The following is a 21622-nucleotide window of genomic DNA, read 5'->3' on the forward strand; positions in this document are numbered from 1 at the left end:
AATTTGGCGATAATCCGTTATTGAGTTATCATTTCTTCCGTATTCTGGAAGAAAATTGCAGATTTGCGTCAATATCGCAAGATGCCTGATTGTAAGAATTCGTTAATTGGCACTGAATTCCAGTCAGTTCGGGTGCTCCGGACGGTCGACCACTGCAAAAGCAAAAAGGGGAACTCAATGTCTGAGAATAAAGGCACAATGGAAGCGCGTATCAGCCGCCGTAATTTCAATCTTCTCGGATTGGGGTCGGCCGTTGCGCTTGTTGCAATGCGTGCGGGTCCAAGCTGGGCTGCCGGCGAGAAGATTACTTTCTACGGCTATGGCGGCCAGAGCAAGAAGAACATGCATGAAGTCGTCTTCACGCCCTTCACCCAGGCCACCGGCATTGAAGTAGTTGAAGGAACGTTTGGCGACGAAACCGAAATCATCACTCGCCTGAAATCCGGTGGTGCCGGGGATCTCAGCGTCTTCTCGAATGCTGGCTTCGATATGTACAAGCGCTATGTAGACCTGGGAGCCAACTCTGAGCTCAATGAAGACAACATTCCGAACCTCAAGCTTGTTTCTCCGGTGCTGATCGAGCAGCTGCGCAAGCTCACGCCGAATGGCAAGCTCTCAGCGATTCCCTACCTCTACGGTACCACCGGCATCGCTTACAACACAAAACACGTCTCGCGCGAGGAGGCTAAAAAGCTCGGCTACAAGCTCCTGTGGGACAAGCGCTTCTCCGGCAAGATCGCATTGAGCAACTACGCACTCGACCGCATCTGGTCGGCGGCGCTTTACACGGGCCAAGACCCGAACAAGCTCAGCGACACCAATGCGATTTTCGCGGCTCTTCGCGAACAGCGGCCGCTCGTCAAGAAATACTGGGAGTCCGGCTCGGAAGTCATGGACCTGCTCGCAAAGGAAGAGGTTGTCGTCGCCGAGACCTGGTCGACGCGGGCAGCTGCGCTGAAGAAGGACAACTATCCAATCGAATATCTCGAACCCGAACAGTGCCAGGCCTGGGTCCAGAACTTGTTCGTCCTGAAAGGCGCACCGATGGAGCCATGCGAAAAGCTCCTCGATCTCATGCTCAAGCCGGAGATCAACTTCGAATATTGCATGCGCACCAATAACGGCTCTGCGCTTGATCCCAGAAAGACGAACTTCCCGGATCAGCTGAAGAACCAGCCTGGCTTCGATCCCAGTGGAACGTTCGAGGGCTTTAATATCCCCGACGGAGCCTACTGGGCAGAACAGATCGACAAGCTTGAGCCGCAGTGGCGGCGTGTCGCCAGGGGTGCATGAGCTTTTCGCGCAGATGGCCGCGTCAGAGGCGGCCAAATGCGAACCTCAGCCCCCGCTCCGCGACAGGATTAAGACACTATCATGCTTGAATTTCGATCTACCACACTCCGCTACGGCCCAATCGTTGCGGTCAACGACATCAATCTCGTCGTTGAAACCGGCGCGTTCGTCGCGCTGCTTGGACCCTCTGGCTGCGGCAAGACGACCTTACTGCGCTCGGTCGCCGGCCTCGCCGGCAACACGACCGGCGAGATCCTCATCAACGGTCGCCCGGTCACAGACGTCCCGGTCCACAAGCGCAATGTCGGCCTCGTCTTTCAAAACTACGCCCTCTTCCCGCACAAGACCGTTTTCGACAACATCGCTTTCGGCCTGAAATATCGCGGCCTTTCAAAAGCCGACATCAAGCGGCAGGTTACCGAAGCCCTCGAAATGGTCCGGCTTCCGCATACGGCAAATCGCTATCCTTTCCAGCTGTCCGGCGGTCAGCAGCAGCGCATCGCCATTGCGCGCGCGATCGTCACTAAACCGGACGTTCTGCTCCTGGACGAACCTCTCTCGGCGCTGGACGCAAATCTTCGCGCGGATATGCGAAGCGAGATCCGCGCCCTCCAGCAGGCCACCGGCATCACCACGGTATTCGTTACTCACGATCAGGAAGAGGCTCTGGCAATGGCCGACCTCGTCGTCGTGATGAAGGACGGGTGCATCGTTCAGACAGGTGCGCCTGAGGAAATATACCGCACGCCAAAGTCCCGTTTTGTTGCTGAATTCATCGGTCATGCGAACCTTTTGAAAGCCAAGGTCGTTGAGAGCGCCGAAAGATCTTTCCTCATCGATATCGGCGGCGTGCAAACGCGTCTATCCGGAAATGTTGGTGCTAAGGTCGGCGATACGATCGAGGCGGTTGTTCGCTCGGCGCATATTAAGGTCAGCGCCGCTCAGCAATCGGCGAACCCTGCGCTTCATCTCGGAAAGGTTATCGAGCGGACGTTTCTTGGGGACAAGACAGCGTATGTCATCGATCTTGAAGGGACACGCGTCGCTGCATCTGCTGGTGACAATAGCCATCCCCTTCATGTCGGGGATCTTGCCGAACTGAATTTCGACCCGGCGCGGATTACTCTCCTCGATGCTGACGGTCAATATCTTCCGATAGAAGGAAGGAGCTGAGATGGCGGCGGCTCATTCTCAAAAAAATGATAGGCTGCGCATCCTCCTACTCTTGGCGCCTGCAATCATCCTGCTTCTTCTGCTGATCGTCGTTCCGACAGCGACCATGATCCGCTACAGCTTCAACACCTATATCGGTGGTGGCCGGGACGCTTCGGGCTTCAGTCTCGAGAACTGGAAAATGTTCTTCTCGGATCCCTATTACTACCTTGGGCTCTGGAAGACGATGCGCATCGCTGTTGAGGCAACGGTGATCGCGGTCTTTATCGCCTATCCGGTGGCCTATACGATCGCTTTCAGCTCCCGGGTTTGGCGCCCGTTCCTGTTGATCTTGCTCGTGCTTCCCTTCTGGATCAGCTTCATCATCAGAAACCTTGCCTGGATCAATATTCTGGGAGAGCGCGGCGCCATAAATGCGTTGCTGATGGGGCTTGGCCTGACCGATAGCCCGCTCAAGCTTCTATACACTGAATTCTCGGTGATCCTTGGCATACTGAGTTTTGTGCTGCCCTACATCATCCTGAACATCTATGTGAGCCTCGATGGCATCGACCGGAACTTGCTTCACGCTGCTCGAACGCTGGGTTGCACATCATGGCAGGCATTCCTGGAAATAACGCTTCCGTTGTCCTTTCCAGGACTATGCTCTGGCGTCCTCCTGTCGCTCGTCCTGGCTGCCGGCACCTACATCACGCCCGCCCTGTTGGGTGGTCCGGACAATTTCATGTTCGGCAACATCATCGCCGACACGATCAGCCTTGAGCTGAATTGGCCGATGGGCGCGGTTTTGTCGCTCGCATTGACATTCCTGCTCCTGCTTCTCACCGCCATTTACAGCCGCTTCCTTGGCATCGGCTCCATCACGAAAGGATTGACGCGATGAACGCTGATCAACCCGGTGTTGGCTGGCCGCTAAAAATCTTCACGGCGCTAGTCTACATGTTTCTCTTTGGACCCGTCGCCGCGGTAGTCCTGCTTTCGTTCAACACCGCCGACTTTGCTTCCTTCCCCATGCAAGGGGTCGGGCTCCGCTGGTTCGCCGAGCTTTTTCAGAACGAGAGTGTCATGCGGGCTCTTAAGACGTCGCTGGTGCTCGGTTTTTTGACCGCCGGCATCTGCGGTGTCGTGGGCGTATTGGCCGCTATCGCGCTTGCCCGATATGAATTTCGGGGCAAGCGCCTCATGAACGTCTTTCTGCTGACACCGCTTCTCGTTCCCGAGACGGTTCTCGCCGTGGGGCTTCTATTGTTCATGCAGTTGTTCAAGCAGCCGCGCAACTTCAGCCTGCTGTTGATGGGCCACATCATGCTGGCGCTGCCCTATGTGGTTCTGGTCGTTCATGCGCGCCTGATCACAATCCAGAAGACCTTTGAGGAAGCGGCTGCGACGCTGGGTGCCAACCGGTTGCAGGTTTTCCGCGAAGTCACCCTTCCGCTGCTCATGCCAGCAGTTGTCGCAGGGTTGCTGTTGTCATTCACCCTGTCGTTCGACAACGTCACCGCCTCGATCTTTTGGCGGCCGATCGGCACGGAAACGCTTCCCACTGAAATCTACAGCATGCTCCGGGACTCGGTGAGCCCTGAGATCAATGCGCTGGGAACGGTGATGGTCGCGATCACGATCGGGCTGCCGCTGCTGGGTATCGCCTTCTTCCGAATCCGGTCGCAAAGGCGGCTCTAGCCGCCATCGCGCAAGCCGGTCCGAAGTCTCCGGCTTGCGCCTACTTCAACGAAATAGCCGATGCGAAGCTTCTGATGGCGTCGGTCCCAATAACTGTCACCTGCAGAGTGAGGAAGAAAAATGGCTAACGAAATCGCGAACAGTAATTCTGTCCAATCCTTTTGGCGTCCCTTCGATACGCCATCCGAAATCTTGATGGACCCACCGCGCCGCGTCGCATCCGGCGACGGCGTCTATGTCACCGACGATGGCGGCAGACTGCTGGATGCTGTCGGTGGGCTCTGGAACGTCAATCTCGGCTACAGCCAGCCATCAATCACTCAGGCGATCACGAAGCAACTCGAAGAACTGGCCTATACGTCAGTGTTCAAAGGCAACACCACTGGCGTGGCGGAAGAACTTGCCCAGACCCTCGTCGACGACTGGTTCGGCGCTGACGGAATGGCAAGAGTATTTTTCACGTCCGGCGGGTCAGACTCCGTCGAAACCGCTCTACGTCTTGCACGCCAGTATTGGAAAATCCTGGGGCAGAACGACCGCTACAAGTTCATCTCCCTTAAGCGTTCGTATCACGGCACCCATTTCGGCGGCTCCTCCGTTAGCGGAGGCGCTCATCTGCGCCGCAACTACGAGCCATTAATGCCGGGTTGCTTCCACATTCCCGCGCCGATTACCTACCGCAACGCTTTTGACGAAACTTCTCCGGAACGTCTCGCGCAGATTTGCGTGCGTCTGCTCGAGGAGGAGATTATCTTCCAGGGGCCCGAGACCGTCGCTGCGTTTATCGCTGAACCGGTTCAGGGTGCTGGTGGGATCATCGTCCCGCACGAGAGCTTCTGGCCGATGGTGCGCGAGGTTTGCGACAAGTATGGCGTGCTGCTGATCGCCGACGAGGTCGTGACAGGTTTTGGTCGTACCGGGTTCGATTCCGGCGTGAGAGGCTGGGGCGTGAAGCCGGATATGATGATCCTGGCGAAGGCGATCACTTCCGGATACTTCCCATTCGGTGCAACGATGATCGGCGAAAAGGTCGCGCAGGCCTTCGAGAACACCAAGGGTCCGGTCGCGAATGTCGGCCACGGATACACGAACTCCGGTCATCCTGCAGGATGTGCCGCAGGTCTCGCTACGCTGAAGCTCACCCGCGAGCTTGGCGTGGTCGAAAATGCCGGCCGTCTCGGTGAGCGCCTTATGGCCGGACTTCAGCGCATGAAAGACAAGCGCGAGCTGGTTGGTGACGTGCGCGGTCGGGGTCTTATGGCAGCGGTCGAACTCGTCTCCGATCGGTCCGCCAAGACGCCGCTCGGCGCCGAGATGATGAAGCGTTTCGTCAAGGCAACCGCAGACAATGGTGTGTTGGTGCGCCAAGGCGGTCACATGATCATCCTGTCGCCTCCTTTGACCATCGAGGCGTCGCAGATCGATGAGATCGTCGATGCGATGGACAAGGGCTTGTCCAGCTTGTGATCGATTGACAGCGCCTATATCGCGAGCCGGAAACTTGCCAGCTCGCGGTAAAATCGCTCGAGATTTTTTCAATTTCGCGGGTGATGGGTTCAAAGTCGTGCTGACTTAGAGCTCGTCCCAGTGCGCGTAAATTTCTATAATCAGAATTATTATAGGAATAATGTGTCAATTAAAAGAATTAGTTGACTTTGGTGCGTTTTTTGTCCTTTCTCATAGAAACAAAAAATAAGTCGAATAGGGGAATGTGACGCTGAGGGCTGCGCTGCGGCAATTGCCGCACCTCGTCTGCACACGCGTAATGTTCGAGCCTCACTAGGTCAGAAATAAATGCATCGATCCAGCGTGCCGGTTCACTCCTCCCGCTTTTGATCGGCTTGATCGAGGGAATTGTCGTCTAGGGCCGTTCCGGGCTCAGGACATCGAATGAGCGGTGTGGTTGGAAGAAAATGTACCTGCCGGATTCAACATGATCGCTAGTCAGGTAACCGTTTTCGATAGAGGCCTGAACGCGACATTAGTCGCCAAAGTCGAGCCATCAGGTCCGACTTACTTCAAACAGGGAGTGCGCGAAAAAAATGTTAAATCGGCGGCAGGAACTGGTCACACTCTTTTTGCTGGCGCCTTCGCTCGTCATGTCAGTGCTATTACTTGCGGTACCCCTGCTGGTGGTGACTGCCTATAGCTTTGCTGGCCGGGATGCCTATGGCGGCGCGGTCACCGGCTTTACCCTCGCAAGCTATATCGAACTTTTTCAGCCAACTTATCTGCCGATCTTCGTAAACTCGTTGCAGATTGCGGCGGTATCGACCGCTGTTTGCCTTCTTATCGGCTATCCGATCGCCTATTTCATAGCATTTCGTGCTGATAGGCATTCCGGGCTCCTGCTCGCACTGCTGCTCATCCCGTTCTGGATCGACTTCATGATCCGCATGTCGAGCTGGATGGTCCTGATGGGACGCAACGGCACGATTAACGGCATTCTCACCGGAATGGGGATGATCGATGAGCCGATCAGGATGATCGGGACCTATCCGGCAGTGACGGTTGGCATGCTCTACGCGTTCCTGCCGACGACTGTGCTACCGATCTATGCCGCGCTCTCTGGCATCAACAAACGTTTGCTCGAGGCTGCCGACGATCTCGGGGCCGGACCGATCGAAGCTTTCTGGCGGGTGACGTTTCCGCTTTCGCTCCCAGGCGTAATGGCGGCGATGCTCTTCGTCTTCGTGCCGGCAATGGGCGTCTATGCCATTCCCGTGCTCCTTGGGGGCGGTAAAAGCATCATCCTCGGTAACCTGATCGTCCAACTCTTTTTGGATTTTCGCAACATTCCGCTGGGGGCCGCGGTTTCGGTCGTCATGCTCGTGGTGTCTTCGGTCATCATCGTCTTTTACATGCGCATTCTGCGTAGGGTCGAGGAGGCGCACGCATGAAGCTCTCCCGCCTCGCCGGATTCTATGTCCCGGTTGTCACAATCTTCGGCTACGTGTTCCTGTTCGCGCCGCTTGTCGTGCTGATCGTCTATTCCTTCAACGCCGGCCGCTCGACCGTCGTGTGGGCAGGTTTCTCGATGGACTGGTACGCACAAGCGCTGAACGACCGCGGCCTCCAGCGCGGGCTTCAGGTCAGTGCGATTGTCGCGGTGCTCTCTGCAGTCATCAGCACAGCAATAGGGACAAGCGCTGCGCTTGCCGTCATCAAGCGATCCTTTCCCGCGAAGAACCTTTTTTCGACCATTCTGATCGCGCCGCTCGTACTGCCGGAAATCGTGCTGGCGGTTGGTCTTCTGGTGACGACCGTTTGGTCAGGTATCACACTCGGCTATGTGACGCTCGTAGCCGGTCATGTGCTTGTTTCCGTGCCCTTCGCATTTCTGATCGTCCGTGCCGCCGCCGCGGGTCTCGACCCTCGGCTCGACGAGGCGGCAGCCGATCTCGGCGCCAATGGCGCTCAGACTTTCATGCGTGTCACGCTGCCGCTTCTGATGCCCGCCATCCTTTCGGCAACGCTTCTTTCGTCCGTCATTTCCTTCGACAATTTCGTGATGTCGACCTTCGTCTCAGGCGTCGGCACTACGCCGCTTCCGATCCAGATCTACTCGATGCTGAAGACCGGACTGACACCCAAGATCAACGCGCTCGGCACAATGCTGATCGCCATTAACGTCCTGGCCATTCTGCTCGTCATGGGACGCTACCTGAAGACAATTCGGGGCACTGGATAACGACTTTCAACACACCCAAAAAAGAAAAGGGGAACTGCAATGCTGAAATACGGAATTCTTCTTGCGACTACGAGCCTGCTTCTTACGGGAACTGCGCTTAGCGCTACTGCCGAGGAGCTTCACATCTACGCCTGGGGTGGCGGCGAGGTGCCGCAGGAAATTGTGGATGACTTTGCCAAGGAAACCGGCATCGACGTCACCATGGATACCTATGATTCCAACGAGACCATGCTGGCGAAGTTGTCGGCTGGCGCTTCCGGCTACGACCTCGTCGAGCCCACTCAGAACGCAGTGCAGGTTCTCGCCAAACAGGGCCTGCTGCTGGAACTCGACCATTCCAAGCTATCAAACCTTGGCAATTTGGGTGCCACCTTCAAGGACGTCTCCTATGATCCCGGCTTGAAATTCAGCGTGCCTTATGTCTGGGGGACCACGGGGCTCGCCTATAATGAGGACTGCGTCAAACAACCGGTAACGAGTTGGAAAGCGCTGTGGGACCCGCAATACCAGGGCCGGATATTCATGCTCGACAACATGCTTTCGGCCTATATCGTCGCCCTTCAGGTCAACGGCTTCCATGCCGGAACAAGCAAACCCGAGGAAATCGAAAAGGCGACGCAGTCGTTGATCGAGCAGAAGAAGGTTCTCGGCGGATACAACAGCAGCAGCTTCCCCGAACTTGTTTCCTCCGGAGAAGCATGCATCGTCCAAGCCTGGAACAACAACGTCAGCCAGGTCCTCACCGAAAATCCGAAGGTTCACTACGTCATTCCGGACGAGGGCGGATCGATGTGGATCGATGGTTTTGCCATTCCCAAGAACGCCAAGAATGTTGAGGCAGCTTACAAATTCATGGATTATATCATGAAGCCTGAGGTCGCTGCCAAGGCAGCAACCCTCAGCAAAGCAGCGACAGTGATCGACGCAGCGAAGGCGCTGCTGCCAAAAGAAGTGGCCGAGAACCAGGCAATCTACCCGCCGGCCGACAAGCTGAAGAAGGTTGATTTCATCCTTGATGTCGGGGATGCCATGAAGCTCTATCAGGACGGTTGGACGAAGCTGAAAACTGCCCAGTAATCCCAAGCCGATAGTTCATTCCGTGACGGGTCAACTGGCCTGTCACGGATTTGCTTTGCCTCTCGACAGGGTGAGTGTTCTCAATGTCCAACGATGAAATGAGCAAACCGGTCACCCCGGGGCGGACGGCCGTGGAACTGGTCGATGTCTGTAAGGTGTTTGACACGTCGGTTGCGCCTCCGGCCTATGCCGTAGACCATCTCAGCCTGAAGATAGCTTCGGGTGAATTCTTCACCTTCCTCGGTCCTTCGGGTTGCGGCAAGACCACGACGCTGCGGATGATTGCGGGCTTCGAAAGCCCGTCTGCGGGACAAATCCTTCTAGACGGCCGCGACGTTTCGGGGCAGCCTGCCCATCTGCGGAACACCAACACAGTTTTTCAAAGCTATGCGCTGTTTCCGCATCTTTCGGTCGAAGACAACGTCGCGTTCGGGCTGTCGGTTAAGCGAGTTCCCCGCAGCGAGCGGAGTGACCGCGTTGCAGCAGCGCTCGATTTGGTGCGCATGCGTCATGCAGCCGGCAGAAAGCCGTCGCAATTGTCCGGTGGCCAGCAGCAACGCATCGCGCTGGCGCGCGCTCTCGTCAATGAACCCTCTGTTCTCCTGCTTGATGAGCCCTTCGGCGCCCTTGATCTCAAGCTTCGGCGAGAAATGCAGATCGAGGTTAAGGAGATGCAGCGCCGGCTAGGGATCACGTTCATCTTCGTCACGCACGACCAGGAAGAAGCGCTGACGATGTCGGATCGGATTGCCGTGATGAGCGCCGGGGTAATTCAACAGGTCGATGACCCCGTCGGTATCTATGAGCGCCCCGGCGATAGGTTCACCGCCAGTTTCATCGGCGATATGAACATGCTTCCTGCGAAAGTCCTGGAGCGTCAAAATGACGTCGTTGAAGTTCTGGCAGCAGGATCCCGATTCAAACTGAACTCTATCGCTGGATTGGTCGTGGACGCGGATTGTACCATCGCGATGCGGCCGGAAGCGTTGACCTTCACGCGTAGGGACGTCAACGACGTGGTCTTCACGGGTCAAATCGAGAGCGACGTCTATGTCGGAGCCGACCGTCTCTATTCTGTTCGTCTCAAAGGGGGCGCGGCAATGGTCGTGCGCGTCCGTAATACGCGGGGCGAGAGTGTTCTACGCGCCGGCGAGACGGTCAATATGTTTTGCCCGTCTTCGGCGATTCATCTCCTTTCCGATCAAGAAAAAAAATGAACAGCCCTGCGCTATGGAAGGCAGCTGTTGCAGGGAAGCTCTGACAATCGACTCCCCATTAGCGCTTATCATTCTCATGCCATGAAAGGTTTGATTGATGGCTATTTCAAATTCGCTTCTGTCCAGACTCAATGACCCAACGCTTGCGACCGACAAGGCACTGATCGCAGGGCAGTGGCAGGCGAGAGGTGAAACGGGTGCCAGTTTCGAGGTTACCAATCCGTCCACCGGAGACGTGATTGCCGTCCTGCCCGACATGACGCGCGCAGACGCCGCAGTGGCCATCGACGCAGCTTTCAAGGCGCAGAAGCTTTGGGCAAAAAAGACAGGGAAAGAGCGAGCTACCATCCTACGAAAGCTGTTTGACCTCTTGGTCGCGAATGCGGACGACCTGGCTGTCATTGTAACCACGGAAATGGGAAAGCCGCTCACCGAGGCCAAAGGTGAAATCCTGTATGGTGCGTCTTACGTGGAATGGTTCGGCGAGGAAGCAAAGCGCATCTACGGTGACACGATCCCTGGACATCAGCAGGACAAGCGAATCATCGTATTGAAGCAGCCGATCGGTGTTGTTGCCTCGATCACACCGTGGAACTTCCCCAATGCCATGCTGGCGCGAAAGTTTGCCCCTGCCATCGCGGCCGGTTGCTCTGTCGTGGCGAAGCCGGCATCGGAGACCCCACTTTCAGCTCTTGCGCTTGCTGTTCTTGCAGAGCGCGCCGGGCTGCCGGCTGGCCTGTTTAACGTCGTGACCTCGACGAAATCGGCTGACGTCGGTCGAGAATTCACCGAGAATGACAAGGTCAGAAAGCTGACTTTCACAGGCTCCACTGGTGTCGGCAAGATCCTGATGCGTCAGGGTGCCGAACAGATCATGAAGCTCGGGCTGGAGCTTGGCGGCAATGCACCATTCATTGTCTTCGACGACGCCGATCTCGATGCGGCTGTCGACGGCGCGATGATCTCGAAGTATCGGAATAATGGTCAGACCTGCGTATGCGCCAATCGACTCTACGTGCAGGCCGGTGTGTATGACGCGTTTGCGCAAAAGCTCGCTGCTCGTGTTTCGGCCATAAAGGTTGGCGATGGGTTTGAGGACGGCGTCATGGCCGGTCCGCTCATTACTGAAAAAGCCGTCGCCAAAGTCGAGGAGCACATCGCCGACGCACTCGAAAAGGGTGGCGCGATCGCGGTAGGCGGTTCGCGCGACGCGCGTGGTGGTCTGTTTTTCCAGCCGACCGTTCTCACGGGCGTGACTGCGGCAATGAAAGTGGCGAAGGAGGAGACCTTCGGTCCCGTCGCACCGTTGTTCCGCTTCGAGACTGAAGACGATGTCGTCGAGATGGCCAACGATACCGAGTTCGGTCTAGCCTCCTATTTCTATGCCAAGGATCTCTCGCGGGTATTTCGCGTCGCGGAGGCCCTGGAATACGGGATGGTAGGGATCAATACAGGGCTGATTTCCACAGAGGTTGCGCCCTTCGGCGGTATCAAACAGTCGGGGCAGGGTAGGGAAGGGTCGAAATATGGGACCGATGACTACGTCGAGATCAAATATCTTTGCTTAAGTATCGGAGACTGACCTCCCAGCAGTCCCGAGCTCGTGATTGAAATCCACCGACGCGAACTCGAAAAAGCTCCCGAATTTTAGAAGTGGCGGGCGAAAGTTTCGCCCGCTTTTCCTGTTTTGACGACATAGTCTTTGAGAGCTTGGCTGACCTGCCAGGCCGGCCTTTCTGGTCGGACATCGTATTTTCTGCACGTGTCCCGAGCGATCCCTCTTACAGAGTACAAAGATCCCAGTCACCCACAGTCTAAATTCTAAATAATAGAACATTTTCGATTTATAATATCGAATAAAAGAATTTCGTTGACACCATCTATATTCTCTGGTCAGTTTTGGACAATGGCAAGAAAAGTGGGAACTGCCCCTGAGCGCTTGGCAATGAACCAGCTGTTCCAGGGTGAGAGGTGCAGCCGGGGTGCATCCGCACTCGAGTCTTACCTCTAAATTATAACCAACCTGAAGAGGTCTAGGTCGTGAACGACGGACGTTTGTCCGTGGTTTCGGCTGCGCCTTCGAATGCACTTTCGTTTGATGGAGTGGGAGCTCATGAGCAACTTGAAAACGGGTTTCGGCGCGCTGGTTCTTGCCAGCCTCCTTGCCGGTGGTGTGGTGGGGCCTTCGCCCGCATTCGCCGCCAAGACAACACTGACATTGGGTGCGGCGGCAAATGATGTCGGCACCCTCGATCCGCACTACGCGACGAGTACATCAGACAGAACTCTGGTCGCGTGGATTTACGGCGCGCTTGTCCGGTTTGCCCCGGGATCCACCGATCCGGCAACGCTCGAACCTGATCTGGCAGAGAGCTGGCAATCCAGCGACGACAAGCTCGTTTGGACATTCAAGTTGCGTTCGGGTGTCAAATGGCAGGCTGGCTATGGTGAAGTCACCGCTGATGACGTGGTGTTCAGCCTCGACAAGGCTCGCGATCCGAAGCGCTCCGCATTTTCTGCCGATTTCGCGGCTTTCGACAAGGTTGAGGCGGTCGATCCTCACACCGTCCGCATCACGCTTTCGCGGCGCGTTCCGAACCTGCTTGGCCTCGTGACGAACTACGCCGGCGGCTTCATCATCTCAAAGAAGGCTTTCGAAGAGCGAAAGGAAGGTTTTGCTCGCGCGCCGGTTGGGTTTGGTCCGTTCGAAGTCAAGTCGATCGTCGCCGGTCAGAACGTCACCTTCGTTGCCAACAAGGATTACTTCCGGGGCGCCCCCAAGCTGAGCGCCCTCAACTACCGCTTCATCAACAACAATGCGTCACGTGATCTTGCCTTCGTCGCCGGTGAAATCGAGGCCGCTGCAGGTCTTGCCAACAAGAACTGGCTTCAGCGGACCGAACCGCTTCCGGGCGCGGTGATCGATGTGTTCTATCCCGCGGAAGTCGGCCTACTCCATATCAACATCACAAAACCTCCGTTTGACGATATCCGCGTACGCGAGGCTCTCGCCTACGCGGTCAACCCGCGAGCAGTCGCCGAATTCAAGGGCGCTCGGTTCACAACCCGGCCGACATCCGTCATCCCATCGAACAATTTGGGTTATCTCAAGGATGCAGGCGTCTTCCCCTATGATCCGGAAAAAGCAAAGGCCCTCCTCAAGGAGGCCGGCTTCGGGGACGGCCTGACGTTCACGATGCTGTCGAGCCAGCTGCCGGAATACGAGACCACTGCCCAGGTCCTCCAGGGTCAGGTTGAGGATTCAGGCATCCACATGCAGTTGCAACCCGTCGAGCACGCGAGCTGGCACCAGATGATCCGCAAGGATCTGAGCCCGGTCGTGCTTTACGGAGCGGCACGTTTCCCGATCGCCGACATCTTTCTCACCCAGTTTTACGATTCCGCTTCGATTGTCGGCCAGCCAGGTGCTGTAACGAACTTCAGTCATTGCAACGTTGCGGACAAGCAGATCAGAGAAGCTCGAACCGAGATCGACCCGGCCAAGCAGATTGCCCTATGGCAAGAAGCTCAAAGACTGATCCTGAAAAACGTATGTGCGATTCCGATCACCGAAACAAGCCAGGTGTGGGTCCACAATCAAAAACTCAAATGGGGTTTTGACCTCAAGGGATCGATGTCGCTCGGACCGTTGGTCACCGAAGCGACCCACTTTGAAGACTAGAGCGATCTAGAGTAAGCGCTGTTCTGGGGCCACGGCGGGTGGAGGCTGATACTGCTATTTTGTGCGTTCGTGGGCAGCCAGACGCTCTGCTTCTGCCAACGCGGCAGTTTTGGTTTTGAAGGGGCCGACATCGTTTTCTTCCGTGTCAGGTAACCACTTTGGAAGGAACCACCAGCCTCCAGGACGATAGCTGGAACTGCTTCTCACGGAGCCGACATTCGCGGCGAAGAACCAGCCGGAGTCGATTCCATCCTGCTCCCACGAGATGCTCTGCTCTGTCACGGCACACTCCACGCCTATTCTTTTGTCGGGAGGATTTTATCGCTCCTGTATGACCAGGGCAACAGCTCGTCGATCTGGCTGTTGGGGTGACCGTTGACGATCCTGATAAGCACGTCGGCGAGATAGCCAAGCGGCTCGACATCGTTGAGCTTGGCGGTCTCGATGAGTGATGCGATGGTCGCCCAGTGTTCGGCTCCTGCATCGGAACCCGCGAAGAGTGCATTTTTCCGATTGAGGGCAATTGGTCTTATGGATCGCTCGACTGTGTTGGAGTCGATCTCGATGCGGCCGTCATCGATGAACCTGGTCAGCCCATCCCAGCGCGACAAGGTGTATCGGATCGCTTCGGCCAGCTTTGTCTTCTGGCTGATGAGCCCGAGCTGTTGTGTGAGCCAGGGCGCTAGACTGTCGGTGATCGGACGACTCTTTTCCTGACGCGCGATGCTGCGCTCTTCCTGCGTGCGGCCACGTATCTCGTCTTCGTTTCTGTAGAGTTCGGCAATGCGCCGTAGCGCCTCGGTGGCAATAGGTGCGGGACCGGCAGCGGCCAGTTCGTAAAAGCGCCGACGAACATGTGCCCAGCAAAATGCCAGCGATACGGTGTTCTTGGCAGCTAACGGGCGATAACCGCTGTAGCCATCTACCTGGAGAATGCCGACAAAACCGTCGAGATGGGTCATCGGGCGTTCGGCCTTGCGATCCGGTGCATAGACATAGGCAACTCCGGGCGGATCGTCTCCCCGCCACGGCCTGTCGTCGCGAGCATAGGCCCAGAGTTGCCCGGTCTTGGTCTTGCCCCGTCCGGGATCGAGAACCGGGGCAGTCGTTTCATCGGCAAAGAGCTTTGAAGATGTCTTCAAAACGTCGAGCAACCGTTGATGAACAGGACGCAAATGCCAGGCGGCGCGGCCTACCCAATCCGCGAGTGTCGAGCGGTCGAGGTCGATCCCTTGCCGCTTGTAGATTTGCGTCTGACGATAGAGCGGCAGGTGATCGGCATACTTGGAGACCAGAACCTGGGCGACGGTTGCTTCGGTCGGAATGCCGCCTTCGATCAGCCGGGCGGGAGCCGGAGCCTGAACCACGACATCCTCACAGGCCCGGCAGGCATACTTCGGGCGGCGCACGACCAACACACGGAACTGAGCGGGAACGATGTCGAGCTTTTCGCTGACATCCTCGCCGATCCGATGCAAATCATGGCGGCAGCCTGGGCAGGCATGGTCATCGATATCGACGATCATCTCGATGCGTGGCAGGTGAGCTGGCAAAGAACCCCGGTTCGTTCGCCGTTTGGCAACACGTTCCTGGCGCACAGCGGCAGAGGCTTCTTCTTTCGCTTCCAGACCATCCGCCTCGACCTGTTCAGCTTCTTCCAAGCCTAAGAGAAGCTGATCCTCGGGAAGCGTTTCGGCTCGGCGACCGAACCGGTGGCGCTGCAATTCCTTGATGATCTGACGCAGGCGGGCATTCTCCGCCTCGCGCGAAAGCACCATCGCTTTCAGCGCGTTCAGGTCATTGGGAAGATCGTCCGCCCTTATCGTCATGGGGCAAGAACAGCATATTTTGCCCCACAAAACGAGATATTGAATGCGGCTGATTCAATTTGTCGCGGCCGTTATCCTGCCATAACGGGGGTGCGTGTTTCGGTTGGCACATGGACGCGTTTCCAATCCAGCCCCTCAAATAGAGCCGAGAACTGGGCGGATGTCAGATGCATCGCACCATCCTGCATCCGGGGCCAGTGGAACTCGCCATCCTCAAGCCGCTTGGCGACCAGGCACACGCCGCTACCGTCCCAGAAGATCAACTTGATGCGGTCGGTTCGCTTGGCCCGGAACACATAGATCGTGCCGGAGAACGGGTCGGCTCCCATCTCTGCCTTCACCAGTGCCGCCAACCCCTCTGCACCCTTGCGGAAGTCGACAGGCTTGGTGGCGATCATGACTTTCACCGCGCCGGACGGACCAATCACGATGATGCCTTCATGGCCGCAATGACGGCTGCAATCGTCGTGGCGTCAGCGCCAGATGCAATCCTCAGTATTGCACCACCAAACTCCAGCTCAATCACAGCCTCACCATGAGCCTTCCTCGGTGACCGTGCTCGCCGTACCTTTTTCGCCGGGGGTATGTCTTGTGGGGCGACAATGGCAGGCGCAAACATCAATGCCTCGTCCGGCGCTGTATCGAGCGGCCTGCGGGCAAGCCGTCGCCAGGTGAACAACTGTTGCGATGTTAGCCCGTGATGCCGTGCCACCGAGCACACGGTCACGCCGGGCTCATAACTTTCCGCGATGATCCGCGCCTTCTGTTCGTCACTCCATTCGCGGCGGCGACCACTTCCAGTAAATACCTCGAACCGACGAACCGGCTCTTCATCCTTAGTTTTAAGCGTAAGCTCTGAAATCGACATATGTCCAAGCCCTCTGTTCAGGCTCAACATCGTCAATCACCAGGTGATCCGGAAGGTGGGGTCAAGATGACGCTTACGATCTAGACCCGCTCCAGCAAATGCAGGGCACGAGGGCCTTGAGGCCGGAACAGCTTCCACTGTCCGGCCTCTCAATGTTTAGAACGCAAAAGATCTGTCAGTGCGCTACAGGCGCGGTTTGATCAGCTGGCTCGGGCTGCGTTAGGGCAGGCATTCCCGCAACTGACCAACCTGATCCTCGACCCAGGTGTCGTTCATCATGTCGAGCGGTGCGTTGAAGGAAAAGGCCATGTTGACCTCGTACATGCCTGAAGCCATTCGTGGCAGGCCCACGCCGCCTTCTCCGAAAAAGAAAAAGCCCTGATTGATGGCGTATCCGCGCTGCTTTGCTTCAAGCACCTGGTTTCGAATAATGTCGCGGTCCACGGGGCGTATCGAAGGATGTGCCTGATATCGCTCGGCGTTTGCATCGAGGATCTGCTCAACGACATTCTCTGACAGCAGCGACATCAATGCGAGGCTGCCGGCTCCGACGCCCATTGGCACCCGAGCGCCGAGGCCCATGGCAAACTGGTGCCGCGAGGAGCGGCTGATCATCTCAGCGCAGATCGCGTCGATACCCGATTGAACGAGGAGATAGACATTGAACCCGGTTCTGCGGGCGAATTCGGTCATGCCGGGACGATATCGCTGGACCAGAGGCTCAAGTCGTTCCTGCCGGCGCGCAAGCATCGGTACAGCGGTGCCCAGGCGATAGTGTCCATAACGCTCGGTCGGCTCCGCAAAACCTTTTGACACCATAGCCGCTAAAGTGCGGTGCGCCGCGGGTTTCGCAGTACCTATCCGGCTCGCAATCTCGGCAAGGCTATAGCCCTCTGGCCCCACCTCTCCAAGCAACAGCAATATGTCGAGTGCGCGTTCGGCATTTGAAGAAGACGCGGAAAATTTCATCGACCGAAAATTCCAGTTAAGAGAACGATTTGCGCTTCATCATGACAACTATCAGAATTTGCGCGAGGCGATGTGTTAATACTTCGTCCAAACACGCAATCCTGTCAAACAATAGAAGGATTCCGACCCACATATTTGCTTGAAGTGGTGGGTGGCCAAACGGCGAGTAATCCTAGCGGTGGAAAGGCGCAGTCGTGCTACGGGGCTCCCCCACGCAAAAAGCCCATCTCATATGCGGCTGGGCATCACGCGAATTGCGGTACAGTGCCACTATATGAGATGGGCTTGGAATTCACCACCCGAAGGCGGGAGGTGTTCTTACATGGCCGCCGGAGCGCCCACGTCATGCTCGGAGAAGCGGGTGAACCGCAACGGGGTGGGATCAACGATTGGATCCTCGTTTGTGATCAGATCGGCTGCGAGCCGACCTGCGCCAGGTCCGACGCCAAATCCGTGCCCGCTAAACCCGGACGCCACATAAAGGCCGGGCAATTGCGGAACTGGACCGATTGTAGCGACTGCATCGGGCGTCGAGTCGATCCAGCTTCCCCAAGCGTGGGACACACCGATTCCGGAAAGCTCCGGAAAGCTTTCCATCAACGCGTCCATGGCGAGCTTTACCGTCTTCGCGTCCGGTGCTGGGTTGAGCACCCGCATTTTCTCGAAAGGCGAAATGCTATTCAAAGTCCACCGGGCCAGAGCCTCGGGCCCGGTTACCGCGAAGCGGCTGATTCCGAGCGACAGGCTCGTTGACCAGCGCGCCTTGAACATTGGCATGAACTGCTGCGCATACCGGAAGGCCTGAGGTGTCAATTCGACCTTTGCTCGCCCGCGGATGGAGACGGTATAGCCGCCCTCTGCGCGCGGTCTGAAGGTGAATGATGGGGTGGAGAAACCACCTTCGATCACCTTCGCGCCTGGCTTAGTCGCGAAAGCCGTTGCCCTTACACCAACCTGCGGGAAGATGATCCCATGCCAACGGAAGAACATCGAGGTCCAGGCTCCCGCCGCGCATAGTACGCGTGACGTGCGGATGCTTCCTTTCTCGGTGACGACGCTGTGTATTTTGCCGGCCTGAGTTTCGATACCTCTGGCGGCGCAGTTTTGGTGCATCGTCGCCCCATGCCTCTGAGCCGCTTTGGCAATAGCCGAGCACGCCATTGTCGGTTCGGCAAACCCATCGGTCGGAGAATGAACGCCGCCGATCCATTGCGTGGTGGAGCCGGTAGCGGCAGCCTTGATTTCGGCACTCGACACCATGCGGCTTTGAACGCCATAGCCGCCCGCCATCTTCACCCATTTTTCCCAACCGGCGAGCTCTTTCTCGCTGCTCGTAACATACATCAGGCCCTTGCGGACAAAGCTTAGATCCGGACCGATTTCATCGGAAAGTTCCTGCCATGCTGCGAGCGACCACTTCGCCAAGGGAAGCTCGCGCTCGTCGCGATTCTGCTGTCGCACCCAGCCCCAGTTTCTGCTGGATTGCTCGGCCGCAACGGCACCCTTTTCGATGACGGCGACGCTGTGACCTTTCTTGGCAAGATAGTAGGCGGCCGAAATGCCGGCGATGCCGCCGCCAATGACAACGACATCGGCTTGCTCGGGCAGCTTGTCATTGCTGTCTACCCGAACGAGTTTGAATGGGATATCGCGTGATAGAGCGTCCATCAGATCAGCCCTTCGCACGTGCATGGTCGGCAATTCGAGACGCCAGCGTCTTAAGATGGCTCTGGATCTCGGGAAGCTTTTTTCCGCGCAAAGACGTTGCTTCGTCCATGTAAAGGCTGCGGTTCATCTCGATCTGCAGGCTATGAATGTTTTCGGCTGGATTGCCGTGCTTGCGGACAGCTTCCGCACCGATGAAGTGCGCGTTGTGCGTGACCCGGTACCCGAAGCCCCGCAAGACTTCGGTTGCGAGTTCAAGAAGATCCCTGTCGCAAGTCTGGCCATTGCGATCACCCAGATCGAAGTCCGATCGGCGCTGGCCTGCGTCCGGTGCGCTCGGCGAGGGCATGGCAGGCATCGAATGGCAGCTTAGATGATAGACGATACCATGCTCGGCTTTGAACTTCCTCAGAAGCCGGGTTACCTCATTGTGGTAGGGCCAATAGTAATTGTCGAGACGGCTTGCGACTTCGGCGACCGAGAGAGGTGCATCGTAGACCGGCTTTGTCCCTGCGCAGACCGTTGGGATGAGACCAATGCCGGTCTTGGTCTTGGGACCAGGCTGCAGATCCACAGGCCATTCGCCGGTCAGCTGGCCCGGATCGATATCGAGTTCGTGCCTGTTGAGATCGATATAGATGTTCGGGAATTCCGCAAAGAGCCAGGTTGCGCCACTATCAACGACATTCAGGTAGCATTCTTCGACATACATCGAGATGGAGCGCTGCAGATCCTTCAGAAGAGCAATCGTGCGAAAATCGTGAGGATAATTTCCTCCGCTTCTCGGCGTTTCGAACAGGACAGGTGCGGCAGGGACCGTGGGGTCGATGCGCGTGAACACTCCCGATTTGACATCCATAAGCATTTAAAGTTCTCCAGTGTGGCGTGAGCCAATATTCTTTCACGACGAAACGCGGTGCGGATTCTTGGCCGTGCACCGCGCTTGCTTTGCGTCAGTTTCCAGTGGGATCAGTCGTTAAGCGACCTCGTTGGCGCTTGGGCTTGACACTTGGCCGCCATGGTCCGCGAGGGCGTAAAGCAGTGGACCAAACCCATTCGTTGTCAGTTTCGAGGTCGCAGCGAGAATGCTGTTTTGTCCGTACTCAGTCAGACTTTCAGCACCGATCAGGCGGAACTTCTCCATGACCTGTTCGGCGCTCATCGGGTTTGCGACATCGCCGAGTGGGAAGAGGATGGTGCGGCTCTCCGGTCCGTTGCCCTGGTCAATGATGACACGGGACGGCGTTCCCTTTGGAAAGCTATCATCGAAGTCCGCGTGGGCGACCATCTCGATGCGCGACGACAATTCGAGGATCTCCGGATCCCGAAGGCTTGCAGGGTCCATCGGCTGAAGCGCCTGACGTCCCCGCAACGCCGCAAGTGCGCAACTGAAGTAATAGCTGTACTGCGCGCCTTCGAGCGATCGTGGTGCACGCTCGTTTGATAGCTCTGTTCCGCGCTGGAAGGTTTCAATCCGAAGGTTCTTGATCGGTGCTTCTGGTTGGCGCATCTCGAGGATCGCGTCGACGGCACCATGCATGTAGCGGCAGCACGCATAAGGCTTCAGGTAACAATCGCCGATCCACCAATGAACCCCGAGGTCGCCGGTCAAAATGGAGCGGATATACAGTGCCTCGTTGTCGAGGAGATCGAGCGGACCTGTCGCACCCGCCTGAGCGCGGAACGCTGCGGTCAGCCCGGCGACAACGGCTGGAGGAATGAGCTCCTTGACGGTGCTACCCTGGTAGCGCGAGGTGCCCCTTTTGTATCCGATCGGACCTTCGGCTCCCGCGATCCCGATTGCGTTCGCCATCTGCGACGGCGAAAGCTTTAAAAGCCTGCCGGCGGCTGCAGCAACACCGAAATTGACCCAACGGCCGCTTGCGTAGCTGTCAATGGTTTCCGTCGGGCGGGCAGTCGCGACACGTAGTGCGATATCGTATCCTATCACAATCGCCTCAAAGATATCTTCGTCGGACGAGCCGATTGCCTGAGCGACCGCGATGGCTGCAGGAATAACACCTGCACCGGGGTGGCCAGCGGCCCCCCGATGTCCGTCGTCGATGTCAAGCGCGCTCGCGGCCGCAGCATTCGCCATTGCCGCGCCCGCTATCGACAGGGATTGCTCAGTCATCCAGACGGTGCAAGGTCCCCTGCCATAGCTCGCGATTGCAGCGCGGCGGGCTGCGACAGCAAGGTCCGAATGCAATCCTGCCGCGGTCGCGGCAAGGAGATCGGTGATTAGGATCGCACAAACATCCTTGGTGGTTTGCGGAAGGCTACGAGCGGGATGCGTAGCTGCGAAGGTAGCGAGTTGTTCTATTGCGTGCATGATTTAGACGACACCATTTGTTTTGGAAGCACTGATCGTGCCGGGAGCTTTGAGCCATTTCGCGCCGGTTTCTTCGTCTGGGGGAGGCGAGGAAGACCCGAGCACCTTCGAACCGATGGTTCACATGCCTTCGTCCAGGCACGATC

General features: G+C 57.1%; 19 protein-coding genes. 11 read left to right on the forward strand and 8 right to left on the reverse strand.

Annotated elements, in window-relative coordinates:
* Nucleotides 1-63: 63 nt before the first annotated feature.
* The 11 genes from I8E17_RS31675 (at nucleotide 64) to I8E17_RS31725 (ending at nucleotide 13813) form a co-directional block, all read left to right on the forward strand.
* A complete protein-coding gene (locus I8E17_RS31675) occupies nucleotides 64-1293 on the forward strand; it encodes an ABC transporter substrate-binding protein (RefSeq protein ID WP_229002311.1) in 1230 nt (409 codons plus the stop codon).
* Nucleotides 1294-1374: 81 nt separating this feature from the next.
* Nucleotides 1375-2466 (forward strand): ABC transporter ATP-binding protein, encoded by a 1092-nt coding sequence (locus I8E17_RS31680; protein WP_209160186.1) that lies wholly within the window; start codon nucleotides 1375-1377, stop codon nucleotides 2464-2466.
* Nucleotides 2467-2518: 52 nt separating this feature from the next.
* Nucleotides 2519-3349 (forward strand): ABC transporter permease, encoded by an 831-nt coding sequence (locus tag I8E17_RS31685; protein WP_247750043.1) that lies wholly within the window; start codon nucleotides 2519-2521, stop codon nucleotides 3347-3349.
* The gene (locus I8E17_RS31690; protein ID WP_209160188.1) at nucleotides 3346-4146 is read left to right on the forward strand and encodes an ABC transporter permease; all 801 of its coding nucleotides are present in this window, start codon (nucleotides 3346-3348) and stop codon (nucleotides 4144-4146) included. The genes I8E17_RS31685 and I8E17_RS31690 overlap by 4 nt, the downstream gene beginning before the upstream one ends.
* 120 nt (nucleotides 4147-4266) lie before the next feature.
* Entirely contained in the window at nucleotides 4267-5613 is a 1347-nt protein-coding gene (locus I8E17_RS31695; RefSeq protein WP_209160189.1) for an aspartate aminotransferase family protein, read from the forward strand.
* A 575-nt stretch (nucleotides 5614-6188) separates the two neighbouring features.
* On the forward strand, nucleotides 6189-7046 hold the full coding sequence (locus I8E17_RS31700; RefSeq protein WP_209160190.1) for an ABC transporter permease: 858 nt from the start codon (nucleotides 6189-6191) through the stop codon (nucleotides 7044-7046).
* On the forward strand, nucleotides 7043-7837 hold the full coding sequence (locus I8E17_RS31705) for an ABC transporter permease (protein WP_209160191.1): 795 nt from the start codon (nucleotides 7043-7045) through the stop codon (nucleotides 7835-7837). The genes I8E17_RS31700 and I8E17_RS31705 overlap by 4 nt, the downstream gene beginning before the upstream one ends.
* A 39-nt stretch (nucleotides 7838-7876) precedes the next feature.
* Nucleotides 7877-8914, forward strand: a complete 1038-nt coding sequence (locus I8E17_RS31710) for a spermidine/putrescine ABC transporter substrate-binding protein (protein WP_209160192.1) — start codon at nucleotides 7877-7879, stop codon at nucleotides 8912-8914.
* An 83-nt stretch (nucleotides 8915-8997) separates the two neighbouring features.
* Nucleotides 8998-10131, forward strand: coding sequence for an ABC transporter ATP-binding protein (locus tag I8E17_RS31715; RefSeq protein ID WP_209160193.1), 1134 nt, complete (start codon nucleotides 8998-9000; stop codon nucleotides 10129-10131).
* Between the two features lie 97 nt (nucleotides 10132-10228).
* The gene (locus I8E17_RS31720; protein ID WP_209160194.1) at nucleotides 10229-11713 is read left to right on the forward strand and encodes an NAD-dependent succinate-semialdehyde dehydrogenase; all 1485 of its coding nucleotides are present in this window, start codon (nucleotides 10229-10231) and stop codon (nucleotides 11711-11713) included.
* 531 nt (nucleotides 11714-12244) lie between these two features.
* Complete coding sequence (locus I8E17_RS31725) at nucleotides 12245-13813, forward strand: ABC transporter substrate-binding protein (protein ID WP_209160195.1); 1569 nt, start codon at nucleotides 12245-12247, stop codon at nucleotides 13811-13813.
* A 54-nt stretch (nucleotides 13814-13867) separates the two neighbouring features.
* On the opposite strand, the gene I8E17_RS31730 is transcribed toward I8E17_RS31725, so the two are convergent.
* From I8E17_RS31730 to I8E17_RS31765, 8 genes are all read right to left on the reverse strand, one after another.
* Nucleotides 13868-14095: a hypothetical protein gene (locus I8E17_RS31730; RefSeq protein WP_209160201.1), complete on the reverse strand. Its 228-nt coding sequence runs from the start codon at nucleotides 14093-14095 to the stop codon at nucleotides 13868-13870.
* A 14-nt stretch (nucleotides 14096-14109) separates the two neighbouring features.
* Nucleotides 14110-15642, reverse strand: coding sequence for an IS66 family transposase (locus tag I8E17_RS31735; protein WP_209160202.1), 1533 nt, complete (start codon nucleotides 15640-15642; stop codon nucleotides 14110-14112).
* A 71-nt stretch (nucleotides 15643-15713) separates the two neighbouring features.
* Nucleotides 15714-16070 (reverse strand): IS66 family insertion sequence element accessory protein TnpB, encoded by a 357-nt coding sequence (gene tnpB / locus I8E17_RS31740; RefSeq protein WP_209160203.1) that lies wholly within the window; start codon nucleotides 16068-16070, stop codon nucleotides 15714-15716.
* The gene (locus tag I8E17_RS31745; protein ID WP_229002291.1) at nucleotides 16067-16540 is read right to left on the reverse strand and encodes a transposase; all 474 of its coding nucleotides are present in this window, start codon (nucleotides 16538-16540) and stop codon (nucleotides 16067-16069) included. Before I8E17_RS31745 ends, tnpB begins: the two co-directional genes overlap by 4 nt.
* 189 nt (nucleotides 16541-16729) lie before the next feature.
* Complete coding sequence (locus I8E17_RS31750) at nucleotides 16730-17479, reverse strand: helix-turn-helix domain-containing protein (RefSeq protein ID WP_209160205.1); 750 nt, start codon at nucleotides 17477-17479, stop codon at nucleotides 16730-16732.
* A gap of 318 nt (nucleotides 17480-17797) precedes the next feature.
* Entirely contained in the window at nucleotides 17798-19147 is a 1350-nt protein-coding gene (locus I8E17_RS31755; protein WP_229002312.1) for an FAD-binding oxidoreductase, read from the reverse strand.
* Nucleotides 19148-19151: 4 nt separating this feature from the next.
* Nucleotides 19152-20009: an N-formylglutamate amidohydrolase gene (locus I8E17_RS31760; RefSeq protein ID WP_209160206.1), complete on the reverse strand. Its 858-nt coding sequence runs from the start codon at nucleotides 20007-20009 to the stop codon at nucleotides 19152-19154.
* Between the two features lie 111 nt (nucleotides 20010-20120).
* Entirely contained in the window at nucleotides 20121-21476 is a 1356-nt protein-coding gene (locus I8E17_RS31765) for an MmgE/PrpD family protein (RefSeq protein WP_209160207.1), read from the reverse strand.
* Between the last annotated feature and the right edge of the window lie 146 nt (nucleotides 21477-21622).

Origin of the sequence: Rhizobium sp. AB2/73 (assembly GCF_020871915.1) — a bacterium.
In the GTDB taxonomy this organism is placed as follows: Bacteria; Pseudomonadota; Alphaproteobacteria; order Rhizobiales; family Rhizobiaceae; genus Rhizobium; species Rhizobium dioscoreae.

What these genes read in the sequence shown, in the direction of transcription:
- I8E17_RS31745 (WP_229002291.1), bottom strand. Translation starts at nt 16,540, where the DNA reads ATGTTGAGCCTGAACAGAGGGCTTGGACATATGTCGATTTCAGAGCTT.
- I8E17_RS31720 (WP_209160194.1), top strand. Translation starts at nt 10,229, where the DNA reads ATGGCTATTTCAAATTCGCTTCTGTCCAGACTCAATGACCCAACGCTT.
- I8E17_RS31755 (WP_229002312.1), bottom strand. Translation starts at nt 19,147, where the DNA reads ATGGACGCTCTATCACGCGATATCCCATTCAAACTCGTTCGGGTAGAC.
- I8E17_RS31750 (WP_209160205.1), bottom strand. Translation starts at nt 17,479, where the DNA reads ATGAAATTTTCCGCGTCTTCTTCAAATGCCGAACGCGCACTCGACATA.
- I8E17_RS31725 (WP_209160195.1), top strand. Translation starts at nt 12,245, where the DNA reads ATGAGCAACTTGAAAACGGGTTTCGGCGCGCTGGTTCTTGCCAGCCTC.
- I8E17_RS31705 (WP_209160191.1), top strand. Translation starts at nt 7,043, where the DNA reads ATGAAGCTCTCCCGCCTCGCCGGATTCTATGTCCCGGTTGTCACAATC.
- I8E17_RS31760 (WP_209160206.1), bottom strand. Translation starts at nt 20,009, where the DNA reads ATGCTTATGGATGTCAAATCGGGAGTGTTCACGCGCATCGACCCCACG.
- I8E17_RS31690 (WP_209160188.1), top strand. Translation starts at nt 3,346, where the DNA reads ATGAACGCTGATCAACCCGGTGTTGGCTGGCCGCTAAAAATCTTCACG.
- I8E17_RS31695 (WP_209160189.1), top strand. Translation starts at nt 4,267, where the DNA reads ATGGCTAACGAAATCGCGAACAGTAATTCTGTCCAATCCTTTTGGCGT.
- I8E17_RS31735 (WP_209160202.1), bottom strand. Translation starts at nt 15,642, where the DNA reads ATGACGATAAGGGCGGACGATCTTCCCAATGACCTGAACGCGCTGAAA.
- I8E17_RS31680 (WP_209160186.1), top strand. Translation starts at nt 1,375, where the DNA reads ATGCTTGAATTTCGATCTACCACACTCCGCTACGGCCCAATCGTTGCG.
- I8E17_RS31715 (WP_209160193.1), top strand. Translation starts at nt 8,998, where the DNA reads ATGTCCAACGATGAAATGAGCAAACCGGTCACCCCGGGGCGGACGGCC.
- I8E17_RS31700 (WP_209160190.1), top strand. Translation starts at nt 6,189, where the DNA reads ATGTTAAATCGGCGGCAGGAACTGGTCACACTCTTTTTGCTGGCGCCT.
- I8E17_RS31710 (WP_209160192.1), top strand. Translation starts at nt 7,877, where the DNA reads ATGCTGAAATACGGAATTCTTCTTGCGACTACGAGCCTGCTTCTTACG.
- I8E17_RS31765 (WP_209160207.1), bottom strand. Translation starts at nt 21,476, where the DNA reads ATGCACGCAATAGAACAACTCGCTACCTTCGCAGCTACGCATCCCGCT.